14 protein-coding genes are annotated in these 14,808 nt (G+C 61.0%); 8 read left to right on the top strand and 6 right to left on the bottom strand.

Annotated features, from left to right (window positions below; translation table 11 throughout):
* Nucleotides 1-68: 68 nt before the first annotated feature.
* A complete protein-coding gene (locus ACQZ2L_RS07150; protein ID WP_101320094.1) occupies nucleotides 69-251 on the top strand; it encodes a DUF1289 domain-containing protein in 183 nt (60 codons plus the stop codon).
* A gap of 33 nt (nucleotides 252-284) precedes the next feature.
* Here the strand turns inward: ACQZ2L_RS07150 and ACQZ2L_RS07145 are convergent, their stop codons facing one another.
* Nucleotides 285-2,480, bottom strand: coding sequence for an OsmC domain/YcaO domain-containing protein (locus tag ACQZ2L_RS07145; RefSeq protein ID WP_430325395.1), 2,196 nt, complete (start codon nucleotides 2,478-2,480; stop codon nucleotides 285-287).
* Between the two features lie 170 nt (nucleotides 2,481-2,650).
* Here ACQZ2L_RS07145 and ACQZ2L_RS07140 point away from each other — a divergent pair, with 170 nt between their 5' ends.
* The 4 genes from ACQZ2L_RS07140 (at nucleotide 2,651) to ACQZ2L_RS07125 (ending at nucleotide 5,549) form a co-directional block, all read left to right on the top strand.
* Nucleotides 2,651-3,181, top strand: a complete 531-nt coding sequence (locus ACQZ2L_RS07140; protein ID WP_430325394.1) for a sigma-70 family RNA polymerase sigma factor — start codon at nucleotides 2,651-2,653, stop codon at nucleotides 3,179-3,181.
* A complete protein-coding gene (locus ACQZ2L_RS07135) occupies nucleotides 3,181-4,140 on the top strand; it encodes a FecR domain-containing protein (RefSeq protein WP_430325393.1) in 960 nt (319 codons plus the stop codon). The genes ACQZ2L_RS07140 and ACQZ2L_RS07135 overlap by 1 nt, the downstream gene beginning before the upstream one ends.
* Before the next feature lie 114 nt (nucleotides 4,141-4,254).
* Nucleotides 4,255-4,704 (top strand): type II 3-dehydroquinate dehydratase, encoded by a 450-nt coding sequence (aroQ, locus tag ACQZ2L_RS07130; RefSeq protein WP_430325392.1) that lies wholly within the window; start codon nucleotides 4,255-4,257, stop codon nucleotides 4,702-4,704.
* Nucleotides 4,701-5,549 carry a shikimate dehydrogenase gene (locus ACQZ2L_RS07125; RefSeq protein ID WP_430325391.1) on the top strand — a complete coding sequence of 283 codons (849 nt, stop codon included), beginning with the start codon at nucleotides 4,701-4,703 and terminating at the stop codon, nucleotides 5,547-5,549. The genes aroQ and ACQZ2L_RS07125 overlap by 4 nt, the downstream gene beginning before the upstream one ends.
* A gap of 41 nt (nucleotides 5,550-5,590) precedes the next feature.
* On the opposite strand, the gene ACQZ2L_RS07120 is transcribed toward ACQZ2L_RS07125, so the two are convergent.
* Nucleotides 5,591-5,866, bottom strand: a complete 276-nt coding sequence (locus ACQZ2L_RS07120) for a DUF2790 domain-containing protein (RefSeq protein ID WP_430325390.1) — start codon at nucleotides 5,864-5,866, stop codon at nucleotides 5,591-5,593.
* Nucleotides 5,867-6,076: 210 nt separating this feature from the next.
* On the opposite strand from ACQZ2L_RS07120, the gene ACQZ2L_RS07115 reads away from it, so the two are divergent.
* From ACQZ2L_RS07115 to ACQZ2L_RS07105, 3 genes are all read left to right on the top strand, one after another.
* Complete coding sequence (locus tag ACQZ2L_RS07115; protein WP_430325389.1) at nucleotides 6,077-6,817, top strand: response regulator; 741 nt, start codon at nucleotides 6,077-6,079, stop codon at nucleotides 6,815-6,817.
* The gene (locus tag ACQZ2L_RS07110) at nucleotides 6,814-8,100 is read left to right on the top strand and encodes a sensor histidine kinase (protein ID WP_430325388.1); all 1,287 of its coding nucleotides are present in this window, start codon (nucleotides 6,814-6,816) and stop codon (nucleotides 8,098-8,100) included. The genes ACQZ2L_RS07115 and ACQZ2L_RS07110 overlap by 4 nt, the downstream gene beginning before the upstream one ends.
* Nucleotides 8,101-8,216: 116 nt before the next feature.
* Nucleotides 8,217-8,717: an HvfX family Cu-binding RiPP maturation protein gene (locus ACQZ2L_RS07105; RefSeq protein ID WP_430325387.1), complete on the top strand. Its 501-nt coding sequence runs from the start codon at nucleotides 8,217-8,219 to the stop codon at nucleotides 8,715-8,717.
* Between the two features lie 36 nt (nucleotides 8,718-8,753).
* Here ACQZ2L_RS07105 and pssA read toward each other — a convergent pair whose 3' ends face one another.
* The 4 genes from pssA to cobF all read right to left on the bottom strand — a co-directional run bounded on the left by pssA (nucleotide 8,754) and on the right by cobF (nucleotide 14,592).
* Nucleotides 8,754-10,067, bottom strand: coding sequence for a CDP-diacylglycerol--serine O-phosphatidyltransferase (pssA, locus tag ACQZ2L_RS07100; RefSeq protein WP_430325386.1), 1,314 nt, complete (start codon nucleotides 10,065-10,067; stop codon nucleotides 8,754-8,756).
* A 192-nt stretch (nucleotides 10,068-10,259) separates the two neighbouring features.
* On the bottom strand, nucleotides 10,260-12,509 hold the full coding sequence (gene katG, locus ACQZ2L_RS07095) for a catalase/peroxidase HPI (RefSeq protein ID WP_430325385.1): 2,250 nt from the start codon (nucleotides 12,507-12,509) through the stop codon (nucleotides 10,260-10,262).
* 261 nt (nucleotides 12,510-12,770) lie between these two features.
* The gene (locus tag ACQZ2L_RS07090) at nucleotides 12,771-13,649 is read right to left on the bottom strand and encodes a DMT family transporter (protein ID WP_430325384.1); all 879 of its coding nucleotides are present in this window, start codon (nucleotides 13,647-13,649) and stop codon (nucleotides 12,771-12,773) included.
* A gap of 193 nt (nucleotides 13,650-13,842) precedes the next feature.
* On the bottom strand, nucleotides 13,843-14,592 hold the full coding sequence (gene cobF / locus ACQZ2L_RS07085) for a precorrin-6A synthase (deacetylating) (protein ID WP_430325383.1): 750 nt from the start codon (nucleotides 14,590-14,592) through the stop codon (nucleotides 13,843-13,845).
* Nucleotides 14,593-14,808 lie beyond the last annotated feature (216 nt).

The raw sequence follows: 14,808 nt of genomic DNA, 5'->3' as shown, positions 1-14,808 counted from the left end.
AATTGCAGACAGAACTGTAATCTGGCGACTACCCGTTTGCTGGGCTGCACCGGCTGAGGACAAGAGTTTTGGGCAAAGACGCAGACAACCCGTGCATCTCCAAATGCCAGATCCGCGACGAAGTTTGCCTGGGCTGCGGGCGCAGCAAGGACGATATTCGCAAGTGGAAGAAGATGAAGAAGAGCGAGCGCATCGAGGCTGTGCAAAAGGCCAAGGCGCGCTTGAAGGCTATCAAGAAAGGCAAAAAATAAGGGGGCTGCCTGGCAGCCCCGTTGTGTATCTGCTTATCCGGCGAACTTCGCTCGCGCGGCATGCAACTTCTTGTAGCTGTCAACCAACCGCAGGTGCCGATCGAGCCCCTCCAGTTTCATGCTGGTCGGCGTCAAGCCATGGAAGCGCACACTGCCCTCCACTGAGCCGACGACCGCATCCATCCGCGCATCGCCGAACATGCGGCGGAAGTTGACCTCGTAGTCGGCCAGTTCCAGTTCATCATCGAGCACCACTTCCAGCACCACGTTGAGCGCCTGATAGAACAGGCCGCGCTCGACGGTGTTGTCGTTGAACTGCAAGAACGCCTCGACCAGTTCCTTGGCTTCGTCAAAGCGCTTCAAGACGAGCTTGATCAGCAGCTTCAATTCCAGAATGGTCAACTGGCCCCACACCGTGTTGTCGTCGAACTCGACACCGATCAGGGTAGTGATGTCGGTGTATTCGTCCACCTCACAGTTGTCCAGACGCTTGACCAGCGCCTTCAGGCTGCGATCGTCCAGGCGGTGCAGGTTGAGGATGTCTTCGCGGAACAACAGCGCCTTGTTGGTGTTATCCCAGATCAGGTCTTCGACCGGATAGATCTCGGAATAGTCCGGCACCAGAATACGGCAGGCCTTGGCGCCAAGGTGCTCGTACACGGCCATGTACACTTCCTTGCCCAGCGATTCGAGAATGCCGAACAGGGTTGCAGCTTCTTCTTCGTTGGAGTTTTCACCTTCGCCAGAGAAGTCCCACTCAACGAATTCGAAGTCGGCCTTGGCACTGAAGAAGCGCCATGAGACGACACCGCTGGAGTCGATGAAATGCTCGACGAAGTTGTTCGGCTCGGTTACTGCGTGGCTCTCGAACGTCGGCTGCGGCAGGTCATTGAGACCTTCGAAGCTGCGCCCCTGAAGCAACTCGGTGAGGCTTCGCTCAAGCGCCACTTCCAGGCTTGGGTGCGCGCCGAACGAGGCGAACACGCCGCCGGTGCGCGGGTTCATCAAGGTCACGCACATGACCGGGAATTCGCCGCCCAGAGATGCATCCTTGACCAGCACCGGGAAGCCCTGCTCTTCCAGCCCCTTGATCCCGGCGAGTATGGCCGGGTATTTGGCCAGCACCTCCTGGGGAACATCTGGCAGGGCCAGTTCACCTTCGAGAATTTCCCGCTTGACCGCACGTTCGAAAATCTCTGACAGGCACTGCACCTGCGCTTCGGCCAGGGTGTTGCCGGCGCTCATGCCGTTGCTCAGGTACAGGTTTTCGATCAGGTTGGAGGGGAAGTACACCACCTCACCATCGGACTGGCGTACGAACGGCAGCGAACAGATGCCGCGCTTCACATTGCCGGAGTTAGTGTCGTACAGGTGCGAGCCGCGCAGTTCGCCGTCAGGATTGTAGATCTCGAGGCAGTACTCATCGAGAATCTCGGCCGGCAAAGCGTCTTTGCTGCCTGGCTTGAACCAGCGCTCGTCCGGGTAGTGCACGAACTCGGCGTTGGCGATGTCTTCGCCCCAGAACTGATCGTTGTAGAAGAAGTTGCAGTTGAGCCGCTCGATGAACTCGCCCAGTGCCGAAGCCAGGGCGCCTTCCTTGGTCGCGCCCTTGCCGTTGGTAAAGCACATGGGCGAATGCGCATCGCGCACATGCAACGACCACACGTTAGGCACGATATTGCGCCACGAGGCGATTTCGATCTTCATCCCCAGCCCGGCAAGAATGCCCGACATGTTGGCGATGGTCTGTTCCAGCGGCAGGTCCTTGCCGGCGATATACGTGCTTGCCTGTGGATCGCTGTCGAGCATCAACAAGGCTTGCGCATCAGCATCCAGGTTAGCCACCTGTTCGATGACGAACTCTGGACCGGCCTGTACCACCTTCTTCACCGTGCAACGGTCGATCGAACGCAGGATGCCCTGGCGGTCTTTGTCGGAGATATCCGCCGGCAGCTCGACCTGAATCTTGAAGATCTGGTTGTAGCGGTTTTCCGGGTCGACGATGTTGTTTTGCGACAGGCGAATGTTGTCGGTAGGGATGTTGCGGGTTTCGCAGTACAACTTTACGAAGTAAGCCGCACACAACGCCGACGAGGCCAGGAAGTAGTCGAACGGGCCCGGCGCCGAGCCATCGCCCTTGTAGCGAATGGGCTGATCGGCGACCACCGTGAAATCATCGAACTTGGCTTCAAGTCGGAGGTTGTCGAGAAAGTTAACCTTGATTTCCATGCGGGATTACCATGATAAAGCGAAACGAAATGGCCGCCATTATCCGGATTTTTGCCGCGCAAGTCTTTGCCGATCAGCGCCGCGTGCAGGTTGCAGCCTCTGCCGAGCTTGCTTAGCGCCAAGGCCCCTCATAAAATGATAATGACTCCCAATTGCGCTTCGAGCCTTTTATGACCTCCAGCCAACGCCCGCTGAACCGCCAGGTGCAGCGCCTTTATCAGGAACATCAGCGTTGGCTGCTGAGCTGGCTGCGCCCGCGCGTCGACTGCCGTGAGCTTGCCGCAGACCTGGTGCAGGACGTGTTCATCCGGGTGCTCAGTGCCAAGGATGCGCAAAACCAGCTTGAGGCAGTGCGCGAACCCAAAGGGTATCTGGCCACCATCGCCCGCCGCCTGATGATCGATCACTTTCGCCGGGCTCGGCTCGAGCGCGCCTGGCTGCAGGCGCTGGCCGAGCAACCCGAGGCGGTCAGCATCAGCGAAGAGACCCGCGCAATCCTTCTCGAAAGCCTGTGCGAACTGGATGCGATGCTCGCCGGTCTGGGCTCAAACGTGCGTCAGGCGTTTTTGCTGTCGCAACTCGACGGCATGAGCTACAAGCTTATTGCAGAGCAATTGCAGGTTTCGGTGGTGACGGTCACTCGCTATATCGCCAAGGCCACCCAGCATTGCGTGCTGTTCAGCCTGGGCGCCGAACGCTGATGACCGTCCTCCACGCTCGACAACGCGCAGCCCTGGAGCAAGCCGCAGGATGGTTTGGGCTTTTGCAGTGCGAGGAAGCTTCGGTGGCAGACCAGGCCGGCTGGCAAGCCTGGCTTGAACGCGATGAGTACAATCGCTGGGCCTGGGCTCAGGTCGAACAACTGCAACAACGTCTGCATGACATGCCCACGAACGTTACCGGGCGAGCGCTGCGCCTTGCCGAGCAACCGGCGCTGGGTAGCCGGCGTTCAATACTCAAGGGTTTCGCGATGATGGTGGGCACCGGCGCGCTTGGCTATACAACCTATCGCCAAGGCCAACGTGCAGGCTGGATGGCTGACTACCACACGCGCACCGGCGAGCGGCTAGATACGGTACTCGCCGACGGATCGCGCCTGCAACTGAACACTGACAGTGCCGTCGACGTGCTCTACAGCGCTACTCAGCGCCGAATACAACTGCACAAAGGCGAGCTGCTGCTGAACAGCGCTGTCGACCCTGCTCGTCGGCCGCTGCTGGTGCAGACCGCGCAAGGCAGCATCCAGGCACTGGGCACACGCTTCGCCGTCAGAGCCGAGGCCGACAGCACGCTGGTCAGTGTTTTTGAACATCAAGTGCGCATCAACCCATCAGGCGCTGCGCCATTGGTGCTCGATGCGGGCACACAGTGTCGCTTCAGCGCCAACCAGCTTGGCGCGGTGCAACAGGTCAATGCCGGTCAGGACGCCTGGAGCCAGGGCATGCTGGTAGCCAATGATCAGCGCCTGGATGCATTTGTTGCGGAACTGAGCCGCTATCGCCCCGGCTGGTTACGCTGCGACCCTGCAGTCGGCGGGCTACGCATCAGCGGCGCCTTCGCCACCGATGACAGCGATCAGACCTTGCGCGCATTGAGCACGGCCCTGCCCGTGCGCGTGGTACAGACCACACGCTATTGGGTCACGGTGGTAGCGCTATAAAGCATCCTGGTTCGGTAATCGCCCATTTTCGGCTAGCAGTCGTGTTAGCCGATTGACGAATTAACCAGATAGTACAAATATCGGGGGCAATCAAAAACAACAAAGTGATCTGCCATGACGCCCCGAATCCTCGTGCTCAACGGCCCCAATCTCAATCTGCTCGGCACCCGCGAACCTGAACAGTATGGCCGCGAGACGCTCGCCGACCTTGCCAACAGCTGCGCCGACAGCGCCCGCGACATGGGCCTGGATATCGAATTCCGCCAGACCAACCACGAAGGCGAACTGATCGACTGGATCCACGCCGCCCGCGGTCGCTGCGCCGGTATCGTGATCAACCCGGGTGCGTGGACCCACACCTCGGTGGCCATCCGTGATGCGCTGGTCGCCAGCGAGCTGCCAGTGATCGAAGTACACCTGTCCAATGTGCACAAGCGTGAACCGTTCCGACATATCTCGTTCGTCTCGTCGATTGCCGTTGGGGTGATCTGCGGCCTGGGCAGCCACGGCTATCGCATGGCACTGGCGCACTTTGGGCAGATGTTCGTGGAGCAGGCAGCATGAGCCAACCGAGCATTCTGGCCGGCCTGATCGGCCGTGGCATCCAGGCATCCCGCACCCCTGCGTTGCATGAACACGAGGGCGACGCGCAATCGCTGCGTTACCTGTATCGGCTGATCGATGCCGACCAGTTGGGACTGGAGGACAGCGCCCTGCCCGATCTGCTCGCGGCCGCGCAGCGCACCGGTTTTACCGGCCTCAACATCACTTTCCCGTTCAAGCAGGCGATCCTGCCGTTACTCGATGAACTGTCCGATGAGGCGCGTGGCATTGGCGCAGTGAACACGGTGGTGTTCAAGGACGGCAAGCGCATTGGCCACAACACTGATTGTCTGGGCTTTGCCGAAGGTTTCCGGCGCGGCCTGGGTGACGTCAACAAGCGCTTGGTGGTGCAGATGGGCGCCGGTGGCGCAGGTGCTGCAGTGGCCCATGCCCTGCTCGCTGAAGGGGTCGAACAGCTAGTGCTGTTTGAAGTGGATGTCGCCCGCGGGCAAGCCCTGGTTGACAACCTCAACGAGCGCTTTGGCGCAGGCCGAGCGGCCCTGGGCGGTGACCTCGCCGCCATCCTGGCCGATGCCAATGGCCTGGTCAACACCACGCCGGTGGGTATGGCCAAGCTGCCGGGCACACCCTTGCCGGTGGAACTGCTGCATCCGCGGCTATGGGTCGCCGAGATCATCTACTTCCCGCTTGAGACGGCACTGCTGCGCCACGCCCGAGCACTCGGTTGCCGCACACTCGACGGCGGCAACATGGCGGTGTTCCAGGCGGTCAAGGCATTCGAGCTGATCAGCGGCAGAGTTGCAGACGCCAGCAGGATGCAGGCGCATTTCGCCAGCATGGATTGAAATGCCGGGCGGCGGGTTGCCGAGGTTGCAGCCCGCTTGCCTCAGCTCTCATGGCAGCCACTGGTGGCATAGCTGCGGTATTCAACGCTCTGGCGCTGGCCGTGGGAATCGAGATAGTCGATGCGCGAGTTGACTACCCCGCACGCATTGCTGCGGTCATCCTCTACCGACAGTACTTTCTTCACGTCCAGCCGATCGCCGTAGCGATAGTGCATGGCGCTGCTGCTGTCCATCGATACGCTGCTGGCTTGCGCAACGATGGCGGCACTGCTGGCAACGGCGAACAAGGCTGCACTGGCAATAGTCTTGAAGTTCATGGCAACTCTCCGGGCTAGGTGGGGAAGACCACGCTTCCCGTTGAGTGCCATTTCACCTCCGACAGGTATCTGCCCTGTGTCGCCGAAGCGGCGTTATTGCGAGCCCGTGTATCTGCAGCACCGCGAGATACACTGCAATACAAAGCCGCGCAGGCAAGCGCCTTGGCGCTCGGTACACTGCGTCCATTCTCGCTGAGACGGACTTGCCTGATGGATCACATCGACCACATCCTAATCGTCGACGACGATCGCGAAATCCGCGAGCTGGTCGGCAATTACCTGAAAAAGAACGGCCTGCGCACCAGCATTGTCGCCGACGGCCGGCAGATGCGCAGCTTTCTGGAGTCGAACACGGTCGACCTGATCGTCCTCGACATCATGATGCCCGGCGACGACGGCCTGCTGCTGTGCCGTGAATTGCGCGCCGGTCGCCACCGCACCACGCCGGTTCTGATGCTTACCGCGCGCAATGACGAGACCGATCGCATCGTCGGTCTGGAGATGGGCGCCGATGATTACCTGACCAAACCGTTTTCCGCCCGTGAGCTACTGGCGCGGATCAACGCAGTGCTGCGCCGCACGCGGATGCTGCCGCCGAATCTGACCATCAGTGAAAGCAGCCGACTGTTGGCGTTCGGCCAGTGGCGGCTGGATACCAGCGCGCGCCACCTGCTTGACCAGCAAGGCACGCTGGTGGCCCTGAGCGGCGCCGAGTACCGTCTACTGCGGGTGTTCCTCGACCACCCGCAGCGGGTGCTCAGCCGCGAGCAGTTGCTCAACCTGACCCAGGGCCGTGAGGCGGATATCTTCGATCGCTCGATCGACCTGCTGGTCAGCCGCCTGCGGCAGCGTCTGGGCGACGATGCTCGTGAGCCGACCTGCATAAAAACTGTACGCAGCGAGGGCTATGTATTTTCGCTGGCGGTGCAGTTGCTCGAGCCACCGCTATGAAATGGCCGCACACGCTGGCTTCGCGGCTGGCCTTGATCTTCTTCAGCGGGCTGGTGCTGGCCTACGGGCTGTCGTTCAGCCTGCAGGCCTATGAGCGCTTTGTCAGCAGCCGCTCGATGATGCTCACCAACCTCGAACAGGATGTAGCCACCTCGGTGGCAATTCTCGACCGCCTGCCCGCGGCAGAGCGCGCCGCCTGGCTGCCGCGGCTGGAGCGCAGCACCTACCGCTACCGGCTCGATAACGGCCAGAGCGGCCAGGCCATGCCCAGCGAGAACCCGCCGATGGCGGCCGAGTCGGTAGTCAAGGCAATTGGCAAGGACTATCACCTGACGTTTCTGGAAATCCCCGATCAGGACGCGCACTTCCAGGTGCATTTGCGCCTGGCCGACGGCGCTCCACTGACCATTGATGTAACGCCAGCCCTGGCACCGGTAGCCAGCTGGCTGCCGGTTGTGTTGCTGATACAACTGGTGCTGCTGCTGATCTGTACCTGGCTCGCTGTGCACTTGGCGATTGGCCCATTGACGCGGCTGTCGCAGGCAGTGGACAACCTCGACCCCAACGCCCCCGGGCCGCAACTGGATGAAAGCGGCCCGCGCGAGGTCAGGTATGCGGCAGTGGCCTTCAACGCCCTGCAAGCACGTATCGCTGCCTACCTGAAAGAGCGCATGCAAATCCTCGCGGCGATTTCCCATGATTTGCAGACGCCCATTACCCGCATGAAACTGCGCGTGGAGGTGATGGACGATGGGCAGGAAAAGGACAAATTAGCGAGCGACCTGAGCGCCATGGAGCATCTGGTGCGCGAGGGCGTGGCCTATGCCCGCAGCATGGACGGCGGCACCGAAGCCCCGTGCCGCGTTGATGTTGACGCCTTCATCGACAGCATCGTCTTCGATTATCAGGACAGCGGAGCCCAGGTCGAGCGGCTGGGCCATGCCGGCGGTACCGTGCAGACCCGGCCGCATGCCTTGCGCCGGGTGCTGGTCAATCTGCTCGACAATGCGCTGAAGTTTGCCGGGGCTGCGCAGCTCGACGTCTCACGGCATAACGCTCTGACGATCATCCGCGTGCTCGATGACGGTCCGGGCATACCTCAGGAAGAGCTCGACGAGGTACTCAAGCCGTTTTACCGGGTTGAAGGCTCACGCAATCGTCAGACAGGGGGCACCGGCCTTGGGCTGGCGATTGCCCAGCAGCTGACGCTGGCCATGGGGGCCAGGCTGACATTGAGCAACCGCTCGGGCGGTGGCCTTTGCGCTCAAATCGAGGTGCCTTGAACGCGTAGCCGGGACGTGCAATACATAGCGATACACAACGCTGTTTCGTCGACACATTGCCGATACCTCAGCGCCGCAGACTCTGCTCTCCCCTCTTCATGCAGCGGAGTCTGACCATGAATGCTCTAAACCGCGCCTTCAGCACTTTCGAAAACTTCGCAGGCTGGACTGCCGACATACCCCTGCGTGTGTTCCTGGCCTGGGAGTTCTTCGAATCAGGCTGGGAAAAATTCAACGGCGGCAACTGGTTTGGCGACCTGCAAGCGAATTTCCCCTTCCCGTTCAACCTGCTGCCTGCACAATTCAACTGGCAGCTGTCGATGTGGGTCGAACTGATCGCCCCTCTGCTGCTATTGCTGGGGCTGGGCACCCGCCTGGTGTCGATGACACTGATCATTCTGACCGTAGTAGCCATTGCCGCAGTTCACTGGCCTGCCGACTGGTCAAGCCTGGCAGAGCTGGCCAAAGGTTATGCGATCAGCGACCAAGGCTACGGCAACTACAAGCTCCCACTGATTTATCTGGTGGTCTTGCTGGCCCTGCTGCTGAGGGGCGCTGGCCGAATGAGTGTGGATCATTGGCTTGGCCAGCGACGGGCAGCTGCAACCGCTTGCTAGCAAGCCCGGCAGCGTTGGCCGAAGCATCGCTCTGCCCTACAGTACCCGTTTGACAAGCGGCTCCAGCCGGCTGAAACGCAAACGCTTGAGGAATTTGCGCACCTGCTGTGGATGCTCGCCTGGCTCGCCCAACTCACTGGCTGAGCGCAGCGCCGGAGCATGCTGCCTGAGCGCTTGCAACTCCTGCGCTCGCGGCGCGAGCCACTGGCCGAGCGGGTCATCGATGAGCAGCCCGTTCTCAAGGTCGAGGTTGAAACCACGCGGGTTGAGATTGTTGCCGGTGAGCAGACTGTAGCGCTGATCGATCCAGACGCCCTTGGCATGGAAGGTGTGGCCGGGGTCGTTCCAGATACGCAGGGTCAGCTGACCCGCGTCGATCGCCGCCTGGCGGCGCTTGGCAAAGGCCCGCAGCGTGTCTTCGTAGAGGTACGGCAACACACCACTGGCGCTGAACGGCTCTCCAGGCGCGACGTAAAAATCATTGGCAGTACGATCGCCAACAATGATTTCCAGCGCAACACCGCGCGCCAGTGCTCGGTCGATTTCGGCCATGACCAGGCGGGGTGGGTTGAAATAGGGCGTGCTGATGACAATCTGCTCGTCAGCTGCCGCCAGCAGCGCACAGATCGCACGGTTGAGCGGGTTGCCACGGCCAATGCCGAGCAGCGGGATGACTCGCAGGCCATGACCGGCCGGATCAGCCGGCAAAGGATAAGTCATGCGCCGCAAGCGAGCGCGCAGGCGGCGGATATCAGAGCGCAGGCTGCGCGTGGCCGGCGGCGCGGGCAGGTCCAATCGCGGCGTGGCGGCGCTGGCGAGCACCTCGTGGACCAGGCTGACCATGGCATCGGCAAGGCCTGGGCATTCGAACAGGTGATAACGGTCGAGGCGATAGCGATCGAAGCGATGCAGGTAAACATTGTTTAGGCTGGCGCCGGTGTAGATCACGCAATCATCGATGACACTGCCTTTGAGGTGCAGCACACCAAACAGCTCCCGAGTCTGGACCGGTACGCCGTGGATAACTACATCCAGACCGTGCTGTTCACGTTGGGCCTGATACCAGGCGGCGTTGCCGGGCTGGCGGCCCGCGCCAAGCAAGCCTCGACGCGCGCGGAACCAGTCGACCACGATGACAATCTGCAGTTCAGGCCGCGCCGCCTTGGCCTGGTAAAGCGCGTCCAGCACCTCTTGACCGGCTTCGTCTTCCTGCAGGTACAGCGCCACGATGACGATGCGCCGCTGCGCGCTGGCAATGCGTTCGAGCAACACCGTGCGATAAGCGGCAGCATCAGGCAAAGCGCTGATGGCGTGCGGGTCAATGGCAAAACCAAGCTGGGGAACGGGCATGGACGTGCGGATCAAGCGGATCACCTCCGGTCTCGAGTGAAATGCAAGGTTCACCTGTGCATTGCGTGGCGCCCATCATAGCAATAACGCCAGCACGCTCGACCATCGCGATCATTACAAAAAAATGAAGGGAGAAGATGTCGCCGCCACCAGGGCAACCCAGATTGCCTGGGCTGCCCGGGGCGCCAACGGCTACTTCAGATCGAAACGGTCCAGCTCCATCACCTTCACCCAGGCGGCAATAAAGTCCTTGGCGAACTTCTCGCTGGCATCACTGCTGGCGTAGACCTCGCTCAATGCGCGTAACTGCGCATGGGAGCCGAACACCAGGTCTACCCGGGTACCCGTCCACTTGGCCTGGCCAGTTTTGCGGTCACGGCCTTCGAACGCGTTGTTGTCCGCGCCGGTGGCCTTCCATTCAACGCCCATATCCAGCAAATTGCGGAAGAAGTCATTGCTCAACTGCCCGGGTCTGTCAGTGAACACGCCATGCTGGCTCGCATCGTTGTTCGCGCCCAGCACACGCAGACCACCGATCAGCACGGTCAGCTCGGGTGCGGTCAAGGTCAGCAGTTGCGCCTTGTCCAGCAACAGCCGCTCTGCCTTGACGCTGTAACTGCCCTTGGCGAAGTTGCGGAAACCGTCAGCTAACGGTTCCAGCGCCCCGAACGATTCGACATCGGTCTGCTCCTGCGAAGCGTCGACCCGGCCCGGACGGAACGGCACCGTCAGGGCATGACCGGCATCACGCGCCGCTTTTTCGACAGCAGCACTGCCAGCCAGCACGATCAAGTCGGCCATCGACACCTGCTGGCCGCCAGCGGCGAAATCACTGCGAATGCCTTCCAGTACGCCCAGCACTTTATCCAGCTGCTGCGGCTGATTGGCGGCCCAGAACTTCTGCGGCGCCAGGCGTATGCGCGCGCCGTTGGCACCGCCGCGTTTGTCCGAGCCACGGAAGGTCGAGGCCGAGGCCCAGGCGGTATTGACCAGCTCGCCAACGCTCAGGCCTGAGGCGAGCACTTTGCTCTTGAGCGAGGCGATGTCCTGCTCGCTCAGTGCCGACGGCGCTGCTTTGGGCAGAGGGTCTTGCCAGAGCAGCTCTTCCTGCGGCAGCTCCGGCCCCAGATAGCGTGCCAGCGGGCCCATGTCGCGGTGGATCAACTTGTACCAGGCGCGCGCGAAGGCATCCGCCAGCTGCTCGGGATTGTCTTTGAAGCGACGGGCTATCGGCTCGTAGATGGGGTCGAAGCGCAACGCAAGGTCGGAGGTCAGCATTGACGGAGCATGGCGCTTGCTTGGGTCATGCGCGTCGGGGATCTGCCCTGCCCCATCACCGTTCTTTGGTTGCCACTGATGGGCGCCAGCAGGGCTTTTGCTCAGTTCCCAGTCGAAGCGAAACAGGTTCTCCAGGTACTCGTTGCTCCAACGCGTCGGCGTCGAGGTCCAGGTCACTTCCAGGCCACTGGTGATGGTATCGGGGCCTTTGCCGGTGCCAAACTTGTTGTGCCAACCCAGACCTTGCTGTTCAAGGCCGGCAGCCTCGGGCTCGGCGCCAACGTTGTCGGCCGGGCCGGCGCCGTGGGTCTTGCCGAAGGCGTGCCCGCCAGCGATCAGGGCCACGGTTTCTTCATCGTTCATGGCCATGCGGCCGAAGGTCTCGCGGATGTCCTTGGCCGATGCCACCGGGTCCGGATTGCCCTCGGGGCCTTCCGGGTTGACGTAGATCAGGCCCATCTGCACCGCCGCCAGCGGATTCTCCAGGTTGCGCCCGGCATCGGTGCGGCTTTGTTCCTCACCATGCTTGGCGGGCTCGGCAACCAGGTCACCCTGGCCGGGCGCCTGGGCCTTGCCGTAGCGGGTGTCACCGCCCAGCCAGACCTTTTCCGAACCCCAATAGACGTCTTCGTCGGGTTCCCACACATCGGCTCGGCCGCCGGAATAGCCAAACGTCTTGAAGCCCATCGATTCGAGGGCGACGTTGCCAGTCAGTACGATCAAGTCCGCCCAGGAGATAGCCTTGCCGTATTTCTGCTTGATCGGCCACAGCAGACGCCGCGCCTTGTCCAGGCTGACGTTGTCTGGCCAGCTATTGAGCGGCGCAAAGCGTTGTTGCCCGGAGCCTGCACCACCGCGCCCGTCGCCAATACGATAGGTACCGGCGCTATGCCAGGCCATGCGCACGAACAACGGCCCGTAATGACCAAAGTCGGCTGGCCACCACTCCTGCGAATCGGTCATCAGCGCGGTCAGGTCCTGCTTCAGGGCCTGAAAATCAAGGCTGGCATAGGCCTTGGCGTAGTCAAAATCGGGGTCCATTGGATCGGACTTGTCTGAATGCTGGTGCAGAATGTTCAGGTTGAGTTGGTCAGGCCACCAGTCACGATTGCTGGTGCCACCACCTGCTGTTTGATGGAACGGGCATTTCGATTCGTTCGACATCTGCGGGTACCTTCGGGTCGGGTTCTGTCAGAGTTCCGGTCTAGGCCAGCTTGATCAGCCGAGCCCACAGGCTCGGCCGTCTGCTCATCAGGTGGAGCGGTCAGGCCGCCACAAGCTTGCAAAGGGATTGCCTGAGTACGGCGTGCTGTGCAGCCGCAGGTTTTTCCCTTGAGCAAGACTAGCCGAGCGTTGGCAGAGGTCTAATAGAGCAAGTATTCCCCACCAATAGCGTGAATCTGTCAGCACCCCGAAGCCAGCAGATTACTTGCGCCGCTGCATCCACGCGGCGCCCAGACCACTCAGGCAGATGATCGCGATGCCCACCATGCTCAGGTGGTCTGGCACCTGTCCGAAGACGACAAAGCCCAACAGCCCGGCAAACACGATCTGGCAGTAGCTGAACGGCGCCAGCATGGCCGGCGCGGCAAAGCGGAAGGCCTGGGTCAGCAGCAGGTGCGCAGACATCCCGAAACCACCCAGCGCCAGCATCAGCAGCAGGTGATCCCACTCGGGCATCTTCCAGAAGAACGGCACCAGTGCGCTCATGACCAAGGTATTGCACAGACCAGCGAAGAAGTTGCTGGTGGTCGGGCTGTCGTAGGCAGCCACCTTGCGCGTGAGTATCTGATAAAAACAGAAACCCAATGCGGAGCCGAACGGGAACAGAATCGCCGGGGTGAACATCGATCCGCCCGGGTGCACTACCACCAACACGCCGATGAAGCCCATTACCACTGCGACCCACTGGCCAGTGGTGACACGCTCCTTGAGCAACGGCACCGACAGCGCGGTGACCAGTACCGGTGCGAGGAAGTTGACCGACGTAGCTTCGGCCAGTGGCAGATATTGCAGGCCTGCCGTAAACAGCAGGCTGGTACTCAGCAGGCTGAGTGCACGCAGCGTCTGCAATACAGGCTTGCGAGTACGCAGTACGGCCATGCCCGACTTGGGCAGGAAGATCCCGGCCATCAGCAATGTATGCACCAGATACCGGACCCACACCACCATGATGATCGGGTACAGACCACCGAGGAACTTGGACAGCGCATCATGGCTGGCAAACAGGAAAGTGGCGACCACCACCAGGGCGATCCCTCGCAGCGGCTGATTGATTCCGGACAGCGGTGTACTCGAACTCATGGCGTACTCAAATAGGGACCTGGCAGCTACTCCGCCAAGATCCGGCTGCCAGCAAAGGCGGCCTGGATATGGGCGAATTCTAGAAGAGATGGGCTCAATTGCGATAGCCGGTGGCTGATTGCCTTGCCTGGCATCCGATTTAACGTTCGCTGATCGAACACTTTGTCACAGCGGTTACGACAGCGCTGATCCACTAAAGCTCCCGCCGCAACAGGTAAGTATCCATGATCCAGCCCTTGCGTTGCCGCGCTTGTTCACGCACGGCCACAATCTGCGCCTTCATCTGCAACAACGGCCCGGCCAGCAGCAGCTCGTCGGCGGTGCCTAGATAGGCCCCCCAGTAAATATATAAATGCGGGTCATCGATACCGGCGAATGCGCACTGGCCATCGAGCATGACCACTACATTGTCGATTCGCTCCACTGCGCCAAGACGCCGCCCCGGGAGTACGGTCAGTGGCTCGCCGATGCGGTTCAATGGGATCTGATGACGAGCTGCCAAGGCCTGAATGCTGCTGATACCCGGGATCACTTCCAGCTCCAGCTGCAGACCGCGCTCGCGGACCAGCTGGAGAATCCGCAGGGTGCTGTCGTAAAGGCTTGGCTCGCCCCACAGCAAGAAAGCCCCCACATCGTTTGGGCCGAGTTCTTCATCGATCAATCTCGCATAGAGCGCTGCGCGTTGCTGGTGCCAGTCCTGTACTGCATCAATGTAATCGCTGGCCAATGCATCACGCTGCGGATCGTCGACTTGCAGCACACGGTAGTCACCAGTGGGCAGGTAGCGCTCGAGAATTGCCCGGCGCATGCGCAACAGCTCATCAGAGCGGGCGCCCTTGTCGAGGACGAAGAAGACCGTGGCCCGTTTGAGCGCATCGACTGCCTCGAACGTCACCTGCCGCGGATCACCAGGGCCGATGCCGATCAATAATAACTGCTTCATTAGCGGCTCCCGCTCGGGTTGCTGTCGTCGCCAGACCCTGAGTGTCGGCCTGAGTCGACACTATGTCGAGCGTTTAACGCTGCGGCAGAACAGCAAATAAATTAACGCCCATAAAACTAGTAAAGTTCCCTGACTACTTGCAAAGTTTATGGTTTACCCTGACGCCATCGGCAACTACACTCGGGACTAGTGAACAGCACTATCCCTGCGTGGCCA

Source organism: Pseudomonas shirazensis (genome assembly GCF_050496565.1).
GTDB lineage: Bacteria > Pseudomonadota > Gammaproteobacteria > Pseudomonadales > Pseudomonadaceae > Aquipseudomonas > Aquipseudomonas shirazensis_A.
This window is presented reverse-complemented; position numbering and strand designations above follow the sequence as displayed.

Bases quoted from the DNA above. Each gene is read 5' to 3' on its own strand.
- aroQ (WP_430325392.1), top strand. From the start codon at position 4,255: ATGACGCCCCGAATCCTCGTGCTCAACGGCCCCAATCTCAATCTGCTC.
- ACQZ2L_RS07105 (WP_430325387.1), top strand. From the start codon at position 8,217: ATGAATGCTCTAAACCGCGCCTTCAGCACTTTCGAAAACTTCGCAGGC.
- ACQZ2L_RS07120 (WP_430325390.1), bottom strand. From the start codon at position 5,866: ATGAACTTCAAGACTATTGCCAGTGCAGCCTTGTTCGCCGTTGCCAGC.
- katG (WP_430325385.1), bottom strand. From the start codon at position 12,509: ATGTCGAACGAATCGAAATGCCCGTTCCATCAAACAGCAGGTGGTGGC.
- ACQZ2L_RS07110 (WP_430325388.1), top strand. From the start codon at position 6,814: ATGAAATGGCCGCACACGCTGGCTTCGCGGCTGGCCTTGATCTTCTTC.
- ACQZ2L_RS07135 (WP_430325393.1), top strand. From the start codon at position 3,181: ATGACCGTCCTCCACGCTCGACAACGCGCAGCCCTGGAGCAAGCCGCA.
- ACQZ2L_RS07140 (WP_430325394.1), top strand. From the start codon at position 2,651: ATGACCTCCAGCCAACGCCCGCTGAACCGCCAGGTGCAGCGCCTTTAT.
- pssA (WP_430325386.1), bottom strand. From the start codon at position 10,067: ATGCCCGTTCCCCAGCTTGGTTTTGCCATTGACCCGCACGCCATCAGC.
- ACQZ2L_RS07090 (WP_430325384.1), bottom strand. From the start codon at position 13,649: ATGAGTTCGAGTACACCGCTGTCCGGAATCAATCAGCCGCTGCGAGGG.
- ACQZ2L_RS07145 (WP_430325395.1), bottom strand. From the start codon at position 2,480: ATGGAAATCAAGGTTAACTTTCTCGACAACCTCCGACTTGAAGCCAAG.
- ACQZ2L_RS07125 (WP_430325391.1), top strand. From the start codon at position 4,701: ATGAGCCAACCGAGCATTCTGGCCGGCCTGATCGGCCGTGGCATCCAG.
- ACQZ2L_RS07115 (WP_430325389.1), top strand. From the start codon at position 6,077: ATGGATCACATCGACCACATCCTAATCGTCGACGACGATCGCGAAATC.
- cobF (WP_430325383.1), bottom strand. From the start codon at position 14,592: ATGAAGCAGTTATTATTGATCGGCATCGGCCCTGGTGATCCGCGGCAG.